General features: G+C 52.4%; 10 protein-coding genes. 5 read left to right on the plus strand and 5 right to left on the minus strand.

Annotation, left to right across the window (positions count from 1 at the left end; genetic code table 11):
* Both CRP01_RS01730 and CRP01_RS01735 read left to right on the plus strand, forming a co-directional pair.
* On the plus strand, positions 1 to 2,415 hold the full coding sequence (locus CRP01_RS01730) for a family 78 glycoside hydrolase catalytic domain (protein WP_099148302.1): 2,415 nt from the start codon (positions 1 to 3) through the stop codon (positions 2,413 to 2,415).
* 333 nt (positions 2,416 to 2,748) lie between these two features.
* The gene (locus tag CRP01_RS01735) at positions 2,749 to 4,050 is read left to right on the plus strand and encodes an aminotransferase class V-fold PLP-dependent enzyme (protein WP_099148248.1); all 1,302 of its coding nucleotides are present in this window, start codon (positions 2,749 to 2,751) and stop codon (positions 4,048 to 4,050) included.
* Positions 4,051 to 4,103: 53 nt separating this feature from the next.
* Here the strand turns inward: CRP01_RS01735 and CRP01_RS01740 are convergent, their stop codons facing one another.
* Entirely contained in the window at positions 4,104 to 5,123 is a 1,020-nt protein-coding gene (locus CRP01_RS01740; protein WP_099148249.1) for a hypothetical protein, read from the minus strand.
* Positions 5,124 to 5,472: 349 nt separating this feature from the next.
* The gene (locus CRP01_RS01745) at positions 5,473 to 6,069 is read right to left on the minus strand and encodes an outer membrane beta-barrel protein (protein WP_143473228.1); all 597 of its coding nucleotides are present in this window, start codon (positions 6,067 to 6,069) and stop codon (positions 5,473 to 5,475) included.
* Positions 6,070 to 6,403: 334 nt separating this feature from the next.
* Here CRP01_RS01745 and CRP01_RS01755 point away from each other — a divergent pair, with 334 nt between their 5' ends.
* Positions 6,404 to 7,123, plus strand: coding sequence for a hypothetical protein (locus tag CRP01_RS01755; RefSeq protein WP_099148252.1), 720 nt, complete (start codon positions 6,404 to 6,406; stop codon positions 7,121 to 7,123).
* A gap of 301 nt (positions 7,124 to 7,424) precedes the next feature.
* Here the strand turns inward: CRP01_RS01755 and CRP01_RS01760 are convergent, their stop codons facing one another.
* The 3 genes from CRP01_RS01760 to CRP01_RS01770 all read right to left on the minus strand — a co-directional run bounded on the left by CRP01_RS01760 (position 7,425) and on the right by CRP01_RS01770 (position 10,115).
* Complete coding sequence (locus CRP01_RS01760; RefSeq protein ID WP_099148253.1) at positions 7,425 to 7,889, minus strand: hypothetical protein; 465 nt, start codon at positions 7,887 to 7,889, stop codon at positions 7,425 to 7,427.
* A 563-nt stretch (positions 7,890 to 8,452) separates the two neighbouring features.
* Positions 8,453 to 9,253 carry a rhamnogalacturonan acetylesterase gene (locus CRP01_RS01765; RefSeq protein WP_099148254.1) on the minus strand — a complete coding sequence of 267 codons (801 nt, stop codon included), beginning with the start codon at positions 9,251 to 9,253 and terminating at the stop codon, positions 8,453 to 8,455.
* Between the two features lie 49 nt (positions 9,254 to 9,302).
* Positions 9,303 to 10,115, minus strand: coding sequence for a rhamnogalacturonan acetylesterase (locus CRP01_RS01770; protein ID WP_099148255.1), 813 nt, complete (start codon positions 10,113 to 10,115; stop codon positions 9,303 to 9,305).
* Positions 10,116 to 10,409: 294 nt separating this feature from the next.
* Between CRP01_RS01770 and CRP01_RS01775 the strand changes: the two genes are divergently transcribed.
* Positions 10,410 to 11,498, plus strand: coding sequence for an adenylate/guanylate cyclase domain-containing protein (locus CRP01_RS01775; RefSeq protein ID WP_099148256.1), 1,089 nt, complete (start codon positions 10,410 to 10,412; stop codon positions 11,496 to 11,498).
* 315 nt (positions 11,499 to 11,813) lie between these two features.
* Positions 11,814 to 14,528 (plus strand): gamma-glutamyltransferase, encoded by a 2,715-nt coding sequence (locus tag CRP01_RS01780; protein ID WP_170110176.1) that lies wholly within the window; start codon positions 11,814 to 11,816, stop codon positions 14,526 to 14,528.
* The last annotated feature ends 413 nt before the right edge of the window (positions 14,529 to 14,941 follow it).

Raw genomic sequence — 14,941 nt, forward strand, 5'->3', positions numbered from 1 at the left:
ATGCTCAGAAATATCTTTTACGCACTGGTCTTCGGCTCCTTATTTGCCGCTTGTAGCGCTCCATCCGTATCCAGCATTCCGGATTTTGCATCCGGCGAAACTGCCCGCTGGATCCAGGACGATCGGCCTTTACCTACCGCAGATTCCCTGTTCTACCTGGACCATCCCGCGCCCTTATTTCGCCGGGCATTTACCACGGATCAACCTATTCGCAAAGCTACCCTGCTCATTACTGCTGCCGGATACTACCAGGCTTTTGTCAATGGTGAACGCATTGGGAAAAATGTACTTGATCCCGCCTGGACTGATTTCAGCAAACGGATCTATTATTCGGAATACGATCTTACAGACCAGCTCCGGGAAGGCGAGAATTGCCTGGCGGTTGCCCTGGGCAATGGGTTCTACAATCCCCTACCGCTGCGAAAGTGGGGCCGGCGAAATCTGCGGGAAGATCTGGCGGCAGTGGGTAACCCCACATTCATCAGCAAACTGCAGATCGTCTACGAAAATGGTACATCGGAAGAGATCATCTCCGATGATTCCTGGAAATATACCTACGGCCCCGTGGTAAAAAACAGTGTTTATCTGGGTGTGGTATACGACGGCCGGCGTGTGATCGACGGCTGGCAAGCACCCGGCTTTGACGATAGTTCCTGGTCTTCCGCCACCCTGAGCGATGGTCCTGGAGGAGCACTCCAAAAGGCATTTTTTCCGGCCGTACAGATCGCCCAAGAGATCAGTCCCGTAGCGATCTCTTCCCTGAAGGCGGGGACCTGGATGGTGGATATGGGCGTTAATTTTACCGGCAGTTACCGGATCCAATTATCGGGAAATCCCGGTGATACGGTTAACTTTCGGTTTGGCGAAAGGATCTACGAAGACGGCACACTGAACCCCATGACGGCCGTCATTGGTCAGATCAAGCGGGCGGGTACGGGCGGCCCCGGAGCACCGCCCATTGCCTGGCAAACGGATACTTACATTTTTGGAGAAACACCGCAAGTCTGGTTCCAACCGGAATTCACTTACCATACCTATCGCTATATGGAGATCACCGGCCTGCAAGGACAACCGTCCGCTGAGGATATTAAAGGCCTGTTTCTGCATTCCCAGGTACCGGCACCCAATAGTTTTGCCTCTTCTTCCGAACTGTTGAACGACATCCAGGAAGCCACCGAACGTACCTTTCTGGCCAACCTCATCAGTGTACAATCCGATTGTCCGGCCCGGGAAAAATTCGGATACGGCGGGGACATCAACGCCACCAGTGAGTCCTTCATCTACAATTTTGACATGCAGGATTTTTACCGCAAGACCATTTACGACTGGCTGGACGCCATGAACGATACCACCTTCGTGGATACTGCGCCCTACGTAGGGATCCAGTACTGTGGTATTAGCTGGGAATCGGCCTTTCTGCTGACGCAGTACTATCTGTACCTCTACTACAACGATACGGCTATCATCGAAGAACTGTACGAACGAGACCGGCAGTGGATGGACAAAGTAGCCCGCCTGCACCCGGAAGGACTGGTCGAACAGGGCCTCAGTGACCACGAATCGCTGTTGCCTGTACCAGTCGAGCTGACGGGTACCGCCCACTACCTGCAGTGTGCACGGATCATGGAGACCTTCGCCGGGGTAATGAAAGACGAGGTCCGACGGAAGCAATACAGCGAACTGGCCGACCAACTGCAACAAATAATCAAAGAGCGATTCTGGGAGCAGCCGGTAACGGAAGAGATCAACCGGCAAACGCTGTTTTCCACCTTACTTTACCACGGCATTGTCCCGGAAGAAGAGCTGGAGGCGGCAAAGGATTCTCTTTTGCTGGCGGTGCGGAATGGGCCGGCCGGCCATTTCAACACGGGTATTTTCGGGACTAAATACGTACTGGAAACCTTATCCGAGCACGCCGGCCCGGAAACTGTATTCGAGATCGTCAACAGTACCGCCTATCCCGGCTGGGGACATATGATCGACCGGGGAGCGACCACCATCTGGGAAACCTGGAAGGAAAGCGACAATGTCTACTCCAATTGCCATCCGATGTTTGGTACCGTTACCGAATGGCATTACCGCTGGCTGGCCGGTATTCGGCCGGATCCGGAACATCCCGGCTTCCGGGAATTTATACTGGCGCCCGCAACCCCCTCCGGACTGGATGCGGTCAACTGCACCTACCAGACCCCGCTGGGGCCTGTCGTCTCCAAGTGGGAAAGGCAGTCCGACGGTACTTACCAGTACGAAATGAGTATTCCGTCGGGAAGTAAGGCAAGGGTAACTATCCCCCATTTGCAGGCACAATCCATTGTTATCAAACGGCTGGAGGACGAGGGTATGGAGCAACCCGCGGGATTGGAAAACGGAAATTTCGAACTGGATGCCGGCACTTATCTGATCACCGTCTCCTGACCGATGAATTGGGAGGAATTTTGAGGTCGCCTTTCCGTAGGATATCTTACACGGATGAATTTGATTTGTAATTCAAATTACAGCGCCGTATTTTACAGAGCAAGCTGAGATCTTTTGGGCTCCGGACACTAACCGGGTCCTTTGATCCCTTTTACACACGCCCTTTCCCGCCCGAAGCAAGGACAAAAGTGCCTTTAGAAAACACCCAACTCATTGCTAACCCTAAGCCTTTATCCAACTTCCGTATTTTGCTTAATAAAGAAATGTGCTCCGGTAAATGACCGGCAGGCCGTTCCAATCGGAAGGTAGGAGACCGCTTAAAAATTTGAACTAATGCAGCGCCATTCCGCCTTCAAAGATTCGAATAAGCAGCGTCGAAATTTCCTAAAAAAGATCGGTGCCGGCCTGACCGCCAGCGTGGCCACTCCCCTACTGGCCCGGGTGCCGGATGCTCCTATTCCTAATTCGGAGCTATTGCTCAGTCCGATTTCATCTCCGGACGAAGCTTACTGGGAAATGGTAAAAAAGCAGTTCGTGATCCCGGAGGGTCGCATTATGGTCAACGCGGCCAATCTCTGTCCGAGTCCGCATTTTGTCAACGAGCGGGTTGCCGCTTTGGCCAGAGACCTCGCAGGGGACGTGTCTTTCCAAAGCAGGGCTAAATTAGGGGTGGGACGTACCGAAGCGATGGAGCAACTGGCCGGCTATCTCAACGTGCCGTTAAAAACGATCGGGATCACCCGCAACACCAGCGAGAGTAATAACATTGTAGTGAATGGACTGGATTTTCAATCCCGGGACGAGGTCCTCATCTGGGAGCAGAATCATCCCACCAATCATATTGCCTGGCAGCAACGGGCCCGACGCTACGGCTTTCGGGTCAAGATCTTTAAACTGCCGGCAGACCCCGCTAATCCGGAGGAATTACTCAATACCATTGCCGCTGCGATCGGTCCGCAAACACGTCTGATCGCCTTTTCCCATATTTCCAATGTCAGTGGGCTGGCCCTGCCGGCGAAAGCCATCTGTCAACTGGCCCGGGAACGCAATATTATGAGTCTGGTGGATGGAGCGCAATCATTCGGCTTCATCGACCTGGACCTGCAGGATATGGGATGCGATTTTTATACCGGCAGCACCCACAAATGGCTGATGGGACCGATGGAGAACGGTGTCCTTTACGTCCGCGAAGAGCGGATGGATCAGATATGGCCCAATATCATTGCTGCGGGCTGGTCGGAAGATCATCAGACTCTGGATGAAAAAGTTTGTGTACTCGGTCAGCGCAATACGCCCTCCACTCCCGCTATTGCGGATATACTTTCCTTTCATCAGACCATCGGCAAGGCGAATATTGAAAAGAGGGTGCGGGAACTGAATACTTATCTAAAAGGCCAACTACGGGAAAAACTGCCGCAGACGGAATTCGTCACACCATTGGCCCCGGAATTAAGTGGTGGCGTGACGATCATCAGTTTGCCGGGACAGGACTCGCGCGAACTCTTTTCGCAACTTTACGAGCAGTATGGTATCGCGGCGGCTCCAACGGGAGGCGTTCGCCTCTGTCCCCACATCTACTGTACGCTGGAGGACGTGGATAAAGTGGTACAGGCTCTGGTCGAACTTAGTACTTAGCATTGAACCCCAGCACTGCTGCAACGATATCCGGCAGCAGTGCTGGGGCCTTATTAATTTTCCGGTAATAATTTGGGCAGTAAGGTACCGGTTTCCAGTTCTTCGTAAAACTCGGTCAGGAACTCCCGGATATCTCTTCTGGCCCGCCCGCCAATCAGTTTGAATGCATCAACGGTGTCGATCAGTTCTTCCCGCTTATCCCGGAACAATTGCAGACAGGCGGTCCATTCGGTTTCCGTCCATCTGCCACCGATGTAGATTCGATCCCGGATTGCGGTTTGGTTCAGATCAACGTTCGGTTTTGCGTAGGCCGCATTGACCAGTCCCGAAAAATCAAAGTCGTAAGGCGCCATCAATTTTCTGCCGTCTGCTTTTACCGGACTGAAGATCTTCATGTTGTGGTATTTTTCCCGGGACCAGTCGGTATTACCGATCATATACTGGAACAGGTCGTGGATCCGCATATTCGAGGCATCGAAATCATCGTGTTCCACCCCGTAGCAGTTCTCACAATCTTTTGCCTCCAGGCGTTCCGCCAGGGCATCGGTATCCTCGATAAACATACCGTAGGTGACCATCTCCTCGCCGGTTGCCGAATCGCGGTAGGTGATCCGGATCATCTGGGTGCGCAGCGACACATTGGTCAGGCGGGCGTACAACTGGTAGGTCAGGTATTCGCGAAACAGATTTTCCCGGGCCTCCTTATTGTCTTCGCAGTGGGTGACCAGTTTTACATCATTGTGCCGGCCAAAACCGGCTGCTTTCATCTCCTGCTTCGGGAACTTCAGTTTGAGCGGGGGGAATTCGCACCGCATCCGGCGGTAGCGTCCTCTGGCCCTCACTTTAATGTCCCAGGTTACCAGTTGACCGTCCGGGTCCTTAAAAGAGAACTGGGCGGGAACGTAGGTATTCGTCTTGCGTTGATCCAGCAGGGTCTGGATGTCCATTTCCAGCGTAACGTACCAGAGTTCCGTTTGGGGCGGTAAAGAGGTCGACGCGGCCGATACCGGAATAGAAATCAGGGATAAAAAAAACGTAATCCAAATGGCAAATACACCAATATAAGTTCTCATGATCAGTGGCTTGGGTTGAGTTTTAGAGGTTTATTGTACCCCAAAATTGCTGCCTTAACACCACTTTTCCATCCCCTCTTTAGCGAATGGTCGTTCTACATGAGTGAAGTGTTGCGATCATACTGCCAAAACGGATTTTTCACTCTATTTCCCGCTTGAAAGCTGCTGTCGACCAGATTTTACGAATTATTTTGGTAAAACTTTCACCCTGCCCCGGGCGTAGCGGGTCAGCCGTGGAGTACACCGATCTGTCAGATGTAAAATAAAATTCACAGGGGCGAAAAACAAGGCACCTTATCTCTACCGGAGTAAATAACCCAGCTCGCCTTCCTCCACCCCGATGATCCCGCTACAAGGTAAACCGGAGCGCGACGGAAATGTCGGCCAGATCAATAGCCTGCCCCCGGTCGCCGGCCGGAAATCCTTTATAATACCGCAGGCCGCCCTGAATGGAAAAATGATCCGATAGCTGGTAGTTCGGTGCCACAATTACCCCTACCTGGGGGCTTACATTCGTAAAAGTATCGCCAATGCTACCGTTAATACCGTTATGGTAACGGATGATCGTTGCACCGCCACTCGCTAAAAAACCCACGGAAAGCGGCCCGCTCAGGTCCAGCCGGTAGCCCAGCGAACCGTGGAAACTTTCTCCGCCGTTCAGGTTGCTGTCTTCCTGAAAGGTGCCCAGTAGTGGCCGGGTGTACTGTAAGCGACCGATAACCACCCCGTATTCCAGTTCTCCGTGAACACCGATCACCATGCCGAAATTTCCATCATTTCCCTGGGTCACTGCGGGAGCGTATCCGATCGATGCCGCTACCGATGCCCGTAATCCGGAAGGGCTCTGGGCCGTTAGCGTTATACTCAGTAAGGTACCGACCAGCGTTATAAGGATCGAACGAGTTACACAGTTTATCGCTTGGAAATTCATTTTCAATTGGGTCATGATCTACATTTTTTTTGGTTGGTCCAAAGGTGCATATCCGACCAGGACGGGAGCTTACACTCATGTTGTGGATCACTGTAGCTATGTTGAATTCCGGCGTAAAAGCTGCTTTATTGCTATTTTCACGGATCTATTAATGCTCATTTTGCGAATGAATAATAAGGTCTTCTATCTCCTGATCGCACTTGCATTCGGTTGTGCGCAGCCAATGGCACATAAATCATTACGGGATGGCCGCTCTCAACCCGCGCCCTCCCCCCAACCGATCGAAAAGTCTATACCTCCCTTTTCCATTCCCTAACGTGCCGCTGATGCCGAAACCGGTTCCACTTTTATGGCCCGGATAGCCCCCCTGCCTCTGGCAGAGCGAGAAGAAGCGATCTATCAGGCCCTGGCCGCAGGAAACCTGCCGGATTTTCTCCGCCATCCCATCCGCTTGCGGGCCGAATTCCCCGATACGAACGGTGTAATTCACCAACTGGAGTACGAGGTGCTGCCCGATTATCTGGCCGTGGGCAGTGCTGAAGATTACTGCCGGATCCCCATGAATCCGCATACCGCCCAGCGCCTGGCCGATCTTTTCGGGGCGTCCCTGATCACGGCTCAGCTCAGCGATCATATTTACAGCGAGGCCGAAATACGCCTCGAACCGTTCTTTTATAAACCGATTGGCAATGCCAATGAAACCGTGGAAAAATTTGTAGTGCACAACGCCCAGATTGAAAACCAGAAGGCCGCGGCCGGAGGGATCGACGGACAACTGATCGCGGGCATCAAAAAGGATGTCATTCTTTCCGAACGGATCGCGGATCGTACCGACCGGGTCGTGATCTACGGCTGGCATCAAATGAACGGACAGCCAATTCAACCCGTCTACAGCGGTCATATCGACTGGTACGTGGATTACAGCCACGGTATCCGCTTCATGAATAAACAGGTAATCCTGGATGGTAGGCCGGTGCCGGTAACCGAATTATTATCGGATCCGGTCCGGTTTAGCATTCTGAGTAACGAAAGGAAGGAAATGAAGCAGCCGGTCTACGCTCGGCAATAAGCCGACGCCAGGAGGCCACTCCATGGAAATGAGACGATCAGACCGACCCTGCCAAAGAGCAGGGCCGGCCCGAAACACCTCGTGTAAATGTTGTTACAACACATATTGATAATAGTCTATATAGGAACATTGATCCCCAAAAGACCGCTCAGGCGGAGGATAATTGCCTGAATTATGCATGACGCGAATTGGTTTTGGATTTCCAAAACCAATTTTACGTCATTATAAATGAACAAATAAACTGCGAGGGACCAGAGCGGACGGGCCGAAACAGCTCATCCGCCCGGGCGATCCGAAAGTTTTAGTGGTAGAAATTGGTTACGTCCAGCGTTTTGCCGTTAATGATCAGCGAAACACTGAGGATGTGAACGTCTTCAACTACTCCCGTCCACTTCCAATTCGGACAGGATACTTCAATGTTAAGGGCCGCACACACGTTTTGCAGATTCGCTTTACCATTTTTGCAATCGAAAGTTTGTGCTTCACCTTTCACCGTAAAGGACTGATGGCCAGGTACTCCTACATCATCTTTAGCACCACCTGCCGGGTTGTAACACAAAGTTTCAGCGTCTACAGCTACTTCCAGATATGCGGTTACGGAGGAAGCGTTACCGTTGCCGGCTACCACACCGGAAAAACAAACGATCTCCGTACTCCAGTCAGCCACAACACCCGCCTGGTCCTTTTTGTTGATATGTGGGTTTTGTGCAGACATCGTTCCAACGACCAGAAATAGACTTAGTGCCAATAAAGAAAGCTTTTTCATAATTGAGGCTTTAAATGCTTGGTTAAAAAATTTGATTGAAATGTATTGATAACCGTCCGTCCTGGGGGAACGGGATCGGTTGAATCCATAACTGCCGCCTATAGGAATCCAGCCAAATAAAGCGCAAATCACTTTAGATGGAATCAGCATTACGCAATCCATTTACCCGCCAAAGCAAATTGGCCGGTATGCGGTTTTGCATCACTGTCTAGTTGTACCTGATGTTAGTGTTAGTCAAAGTAAAGCAGTTAGCTGACTGCCTGAGGACAAACTCAGAGGAAGGTCATCCATTATCTGAGTTGTATTTGCAACATAACCCTTACCGGGTGCATTGCACACAACTGCTAAAATGAGATCTATTGAATGTGGTTGAAAGTCAAACTAAGTGTTGGTCAGCAATTTCGAGGAGAGGACATAGTGGTATTGCGACGTAATTTATAAATAATATTACTATTAAACAAGTCTGTGCCCTGGTGTCAGTGGAGATTTTTATCACCATTTTGTTCCTGGCCTTGGCAATCGCAGCTTTACTTCTCTAAGTAACTGGAGCAGTTTGGCGCCGCTCATTTAGTGACATTTGCGGCAATCCCCTTGAGGGCATCAAACACCAGTTGGGCGACCACCTGCCCTCCTTCCGTTTGCAGATGGGTATTGTCCTTGAGACCATCCGGATTGGATGAATATTTACCGGCCGGAAGGTTCATGAAGTAATGAGTACTGACGTAATCCGGGCCGGATTCCTGAAACTTCTGCATAGAGGCCACGGTCAGATCGATCACTGTACAATCCATTTCCTGACCGAGCGCTACCATAGCCCGATAATACGCCCCGTGCGAATTTTGGATCTCTCCATCCTCCCATTCATTCTGGTTTACCGGTGTGATGAGGATCGGCGTGGCCCCCTGCTCTCTCGTTTGGCTTACGTACAGGCGCAGGAATTCCTGATAGGCCGTCGGAGTCACCGCCCGGTGGGGCCGGATCTCCGCCGGCGTGGCATCATTGTGGCCCATCTGGATCAGTACGATATCTCCGGCCTGCAGTTCATCGTAGATCCGCCGCCAGCGCCCTTCCTGAAAAAAGGAGCGGGTGCTGCGCCCGCCGATTGCGCGGTTTTCCAGCACGGCCGTATCTCCGTGCAACAGACCGGTGAGTAAAGCCAGGCTGTCTTTATTCATATAGGCTTTAAAAGATTGGCCCCAACCGGTAAGCGGAAAGGCCTTTTCCTGGTAATTCTCGTAATAATTCTCGTAGTCCATCACGGTAGAATCGCCTACCATGAAGATAGTGGGCACATCGCGCTGGGCCTTCAATGCAAAAATGATCGCCAGAAGTGCAACCACCAGGCCGGTAATCAGATTATTCATATTGTTTTAGATAATTCTTTATCGGTTTTTCCCATGCACCCACAGCATTTTAATTTCGTTTTTGCTCCATCTTTGATCGCTCTGCGTTCAATCGTTTCAATTCGCTAAAGACCAGGGCGGCGATCATTTCGGCACCGGCCGTCTGAAAGTGGGTGTTATCCTTTTTACCTTCCGGCCAGCCGGGGTATTTCCCGGGCGGGAGATTCATAAATACGGAGGAGGCAACATACTCGGGATCATCCAGGGAATTGAACAACTCCACCGAACGCTTATTCAGATCTACTACCGGTACGTCCATCCGCTCCGCTACTTCGAAAACCGCCTCGACAAAAGTGGGTAATGATGGGCTGAACCTGCCGGTAGAATCGGGATTATTGTGGTTCACCGGCGTAACCAGGATGGGCTGTGCACCCGCCTGGCGGGTTTGCAGCACGAAGAGCCACAAATATTCCTTGTACCCTTCCACATTCACAAAGCGTTCGAGCTTGCGCGTATCGTTATCGTTGTGTCCGAACTGGATCATCACCACATCTCCCGGCTGCAGGGAATCGCGAACCTGCCGCCAGAGCCCTTCGGAAAAGAAGGTACGGCTGCTGCGCCCCCCGCGGGCTACATTCCGGACGGTCACACTGTCGGCGGGGATCATTTGATCCAGCAGGGCCAGGCTATCCGGGGTGAGCCATCGGGGAAATACCTGGCCCCAGCCGGTCATTGGATAATCCTTCGTCGCATAACGCTCACTCTGGGAGTAGTCTTTCATGGTAGAATCTCCCACCAGCCAGAGATGAATGATCTTTTGCTCCCGTTGCTGGCAGGAAAGCAGTACGCTGGCGATGATCAGGCCGGTAAATATGGTTTTCATTGTACAGATCCGTGCTGGTTGTTGGGTAAAGGTAGCGATAAGCTTTAAGACCATCGGTAATTGTGCTTCGTGAATGACAATCCTCAGTAGGCCTTTTTCACAAAAGCACTAACTTCAGCTATAATTCATTCCAGTTTCGATACTTGGATTGTAGAGAGTAAATGGTAAAGCGTAGAGAGACTGCAATCGTTAAAATGAGCGATTTTGCTCCATTTTGACGATAGGTAAACCTTCTACCCTCTACTTTATACCCTCTCCCTAAGTTGCGATGCAACTTAGATTAATTAATTCGCCATGAAATCCTCCAAATCCTTTAACCGAAAATTCCGGACGGTGCTCTGGATCTGCCTGGGCTGGACACTGGTTTCCGTGCTGCAGTTACTCTACGAACTGGCCGTACTGAAAGAATACGGTTATTCGTACCGCTGGAGCAATGCTGATAGTGTAATGACCTATTTTTTGATCAATACCCTGGCCTTCGTTCTGAACGGTTTTATAGCCGGACTCGTGATCGTTTTTTTCCTGCAGCACTGGATCCGGGATCGCTCCTATTCCCTCGGTATCCTCTACGGTGTCGCCGTTTATTCTTCCCTGTTCTTCATCATGACCGCCCTCCAGAATTACTTTGTCGTTCGGTCCATCTGGGACGGCAGCGGTTCCTTTTTTGCAGCTTACGTACAGGGCTTGCGGGACTACTTTTTCAGCTACGAATTTGTGCGGATGTTCCCCTTTTGGTTACTGGTACTCATCGCCACGCTGATCGCCCTGCTGGTCAATGATAAATACGGTCCCGGCGTGCTGAAAAACTTTTTACTGGGCCGGTATTTCCATCCCAGGAGTGAGCAAAGGATCTTCATGTTCCTGGACCTGAAAGGATCGACCACCATCGCGGAAAAACTCGGAGAACAAAAATATTTCAACTTTATCAAAAGGGTTTTCCGGGATGTGACGCCGGCCCTGCTGGCTACGCAGGGCGAGATCTACCAGTATGTAGGCGATGAGATCGTGATCACCTGGACCGTCAAACAGGGCGTTAAAAAGCTCAATTGCATCCGCTGTTTTGAGCAGATCCGGAAGATCCTGGCGGATAAAGCGGCACGTTACCGGGAGGATTTCGGCGCGATCCCCCAATTTAAAGCCGGCCTGCACGTCGGTACGGCCATTGTGGGCGAGATCGGTGTGATCAAGCGAGATATCGCCTATTCCGGAGATGTGCTCAATACCACCGCCCGCATCCAGAGCCTGTGTAACGAATACGGTGAGACGCTGCTCCTTTCCGGAGAAATCCTAAAACTGTTGCCCACAGCTCAGTTGGTTCCGAAGCCCCTGGGGGAAGTGGTCCTGCGGGGTAAAACGAAAGCAGTAGAACTGTACGGCCTTTGATCTTATGGCCTCCGGTTAAAGCACGAACCAGCTTACCCGCGCTATTTACAGCATTTAAAAAATGAAGTGAGCCCGGTTTCAAAGCGGATGAAAATTTCTACCTTCCCGGACTAAATGCATCTACTTATGAATTCGCTTCCGCGTCCCTTCGCTGCTGATCGGAAAACGTCCGCTCGGTTTAAACTCGGCACTGTAAAAGCATCCGTTTTAATTCCCTTTAGTAGTCGACGGCTATTCCTTTGGCTCCTTCCCATCTGCTGCCTCCTGAAAGCAGATAGACCCGCTGCGTTCCCACCAATACTTCAACCCAGTTCCGTGGCCTTCAGTGCCGAAGGACGCCTGGTTGTAGCCTGGCGGGGCGACCTCTGGCTGGTGGAAACAGCACCCGAAAAAGAGACGGTCATCAGTGGCAGCTGGCGGCAACTGACCAGCGGGATTGCGGAGGAGCGGGACCCGGTATGGCTTCCCGACGGACGGACCCTTTTGTTCGCCTCCGACCGGGCGGGAAAATTCGACCTCTGGAAAATCGCGGTTCCACCCAGCGGAAAACCCGGAAACCCCGAAGTGGTCATCGAATCGCCCGGTGCGGATATCCAGCCCAGTGTAGCTGGAGACGGGACGATCTGTTGGGTTAGAGGGCTCGGTGCCAATGCGGATATCTGGGTCAAAAACCCGGAAGGGAAACCAACGCAGTTGACGAGTATTTTAGGTCCCGATCATTCTCCGGCTATTCATGCGGATGGGAACCTGTTGGTCTACATCAGTGAAAGAAAAGGGAAACCCAGTTTGGTGCATATGGATATTGCCGATAAAAAGAAGCGACGAACGATCCTGGACGGAAAGATGATCCTGTCTCCGCAGTGGTCGCCGGACGGGCAACAATTAAGCTTTTCCACCCGCACGCAGCCAACCGGAGTCTGGACGACGGATCTACAGGGATCGTACACCAACCTGATCAGCACCAGTCGGTCACTGGCGGTTTGGTCTTCCGACGGATCGCACCTGATCCTGGTAGAGACGCCGCGAAATCCTCCCGCTTATAACGGTGACCCACAGCCGGCCGGTGTGCGGCCCGACCAGGATCCCTACGGTCAGGACCTGAAGGTGGCCTTCCTCCCCGCTCCCATTCCTCCGGACCGGGGCCAACAGTATACCTACGCAGCGATGGAACTGAATTCCGCACGTCAGTATCTGGATTATTTTGATCGCACCGTAAATTATCTGAACCAAAAGTACCAACTCGCGGACCATGCCGCCTGGAACACCAACGTGCAACGCAGCCGGGAAGCCGTAAAAAAAGCCGACTCCACCGAAGCGGTGGATCAACTGGTTTACCAACTGCTGCGACAGCGCCCGCCTCTGCGGGAAGAAAAACGGGGAAAAGCGGGCATTTCCAGCGCACACCCGCTGGCCACGGCGGCCGGACTGCGCATCCTCGAACAAGGCGGGAATGTAGTGGATGCAGCAATTGCCATTTCCTTCGCCCTGGGCGTAGTGGAACCGGACGCCAGCGGCCTGGGAGGCTACGGAGAAATGTTGATCTATCTAAAAGATATGGAGTCCCCCACCTGCATAGAATTCCTGACCAGAGTTCCCGAAGCGGGATCTCTCACCAATGGCCAACTGCAAAATTTACCGGGAAGCGGACCGATGCTGGTCAATGTACCCGGCACGGTGGCCGGCATGGAACTGGCCTGGCAAAAATACGGCAGTAAAAAACTCAGCTGGGCCGATCTGGTACAACCGGCAATTGAACTCGCCCGGGATGGCTTTCCCGTAAGCGAAGGTTTTGCCTCTACTCTGGAAGTAGAAAAAGAAGCTTACGCTACCTGCGATCGCTGTCAAAGTCTGTTTTATCCCGAGGGAAAACCCCTGACGGCGGGCGACACCCTGCGCAACCCGGATCTCGCCTGGACGCTGGCCCAGATCGCCCGACGCGGGCGGGACGGCTTTTATCAGGGCCCGGTCGCCCAGCGGATGGTCGAAGATCTCCGGTCCGGAGGCAACGTCATGAGCACCGAAGATCTCGCCCGCTACTACGCCGTGGAACGAACACCCGTCCGGACCCAGTACCGCGGGCACACCATCTACTCGGGACCGCCTCCGGTGTCGGGTGGGGCCCTACTCACCGCCAAGCTGAACCTCCTGGAAGGCTATCCAGCCGCAAAGCCCTACACCGAAGACGCGGCCACGCTACACGCCATGATCGAAGCCTGGAAACTGAGCCCGTCCACCAGCGGCCGCATTGCCGACCCCGGTCTGTGGCCGGTGGATCTGGATCCTTTTACCGATAAAACTTTCGCCGGTGAACGCTGGCAATCCTGTTTCAATGCCGAACAAAGTGTGATGCCGGCCGACAGTAACTGCCTCGATACCCGCGTGGCCATCAGTTGGGGAGCAGAAGGTATACTCGAAGCCCGGTCGTCTACGGGAACGACCGCTTTCGCGGTGGCCGATGCGGCGGGCAATATGGTTTCGGTGACCCAGACCCTGGGTACCTGGGGCGGCAATTTTTATGTTACCCCGGGACTGGGCTTTATTTACAACGACAAGCTGCGTTCCTACAACTCCAATCCCAAACGCTACAATGCCCGGATCCCTTTTGCCCGCAACGTCACCAGCATTAGTCCGACGATGATCTTTAAAGCCACTGAAGGACAACAACAACCGCTTGCCGCCCTGGGCGCGGCCGGCAACGCCTGGATCAGTTCCGCCGTCTACCAGATGTGTAGCGGCATAATCGACCAGGGACTGGGCCCCCAGGCGGCCCTGGAATTGCCCCGCTTTCTGGTGGGGGTGCAACGGGATAACCAGGACCGGCAGAAAGTAAAGGAGATTGTCGTCCAAATGGAACAGGGCTTTGCTCCGGCTGTCTTAAAAGAAATACAACAACTCGGCCACGAACTACAACTCATCTCTGCTCCCGGAGAACTCCGCATGGGATACGGAGCTGCGGTGATGATCGACCGGGGTGTCGTCCGGGCCGGCGCGGATCCCCGACGCTCGGGCGAAGCGGGGGTAGTTGAGTAAGCGCCACCGGTACCTCTGATGAATAAAAAAGGCTATGTACCATTGCATGGGTACATTTATGTTTGGTAAAAAACCGGATCATGCCCGGTATTTATTCCCCCAATATCGATTTTAGGACAAAAAATACCCATAGACTGATCTACCCCCCATCAATGGTCAATCATTCCCCACTTCAGCCTGCATAAATCCTTTTATTGCAACCTATTCATATCCTGTCAGGCATTGATCGATATGCGAATGAAGGCCTGGCAACCAATTTATTGCGAATTGCGGGTTGCGGGTTGGTCTTTCGGTCAACTCGGCAACTCGCGATTAGATATGCCCTAAGAAACTGATCGGGTATCCGAAGGCGAGGACCAAAATTTACCTTCAAAAAATGTGTATCTTTTAGACATGCGCTTAAATAAAACCAA

Source organism: Flavilitoribacter nigricans DSM 23189 = NBRC 102662, from assembly GCF_002646595.1.
Taxonomy (GTDB): Bacteria; Bacteroidota; Bacteroidia; order Chitinophagales; family Saprospiraceae; genus Flavilitoribacter; species Flavilitoribacter nigricans.